Origin of the sequence: Psychrobacter sp. 16-MNA-CIBAN-0192 (assembly GCF_040309565.1) — a bacterium.
GTDB lineage: Bacteria > Pseudomonadota > Gammaproteobacteria > Pseudomonadales > Moraxellaceae > Psychrobacter.
Window position 1 is genome coordinate 1 of the sequence record NZ_JBEOOX010000719.1, and the last position, 236, is coordinate 236.

Genomic DNA, 236 nt, shown 5'->3' on the forward strand with positions numbered 1-236 from the left:
GTTATATCTGGATATACAGGGAAGTAATACGATGAAAAAAATGATAACGGTTGTGATATTATTGGTGTTAGGTGTGTGTTTGAATGTTCAAGCGAATGACAGATATAAGCCTACATCTAATTTGTCATTGTTACGTTCATTAGACCGTGGCTATATGATTATTGGCACTACACATACAAACGATGTTAATGATCTTCAACTTGTCGATATAGAACGCCTTTTTAACGAGCTTAATC

At 34.3% G+C, this 236-nt stretch carries 1 protein-coding gene; it reads left to right on the forward strand.

Annotation, left to right across the window (positions count from 1 at the left end):
* Nucleotides 1-31: 31 nt before the first annotated feature.
* The coding region (locus tag AAEY78_RS14975) for a hypothetical protein (RefSeq protein ID WP_352340293.1) at nucleotides 32-236 on the forward strand (205 nt) is incomplete at its 3' end.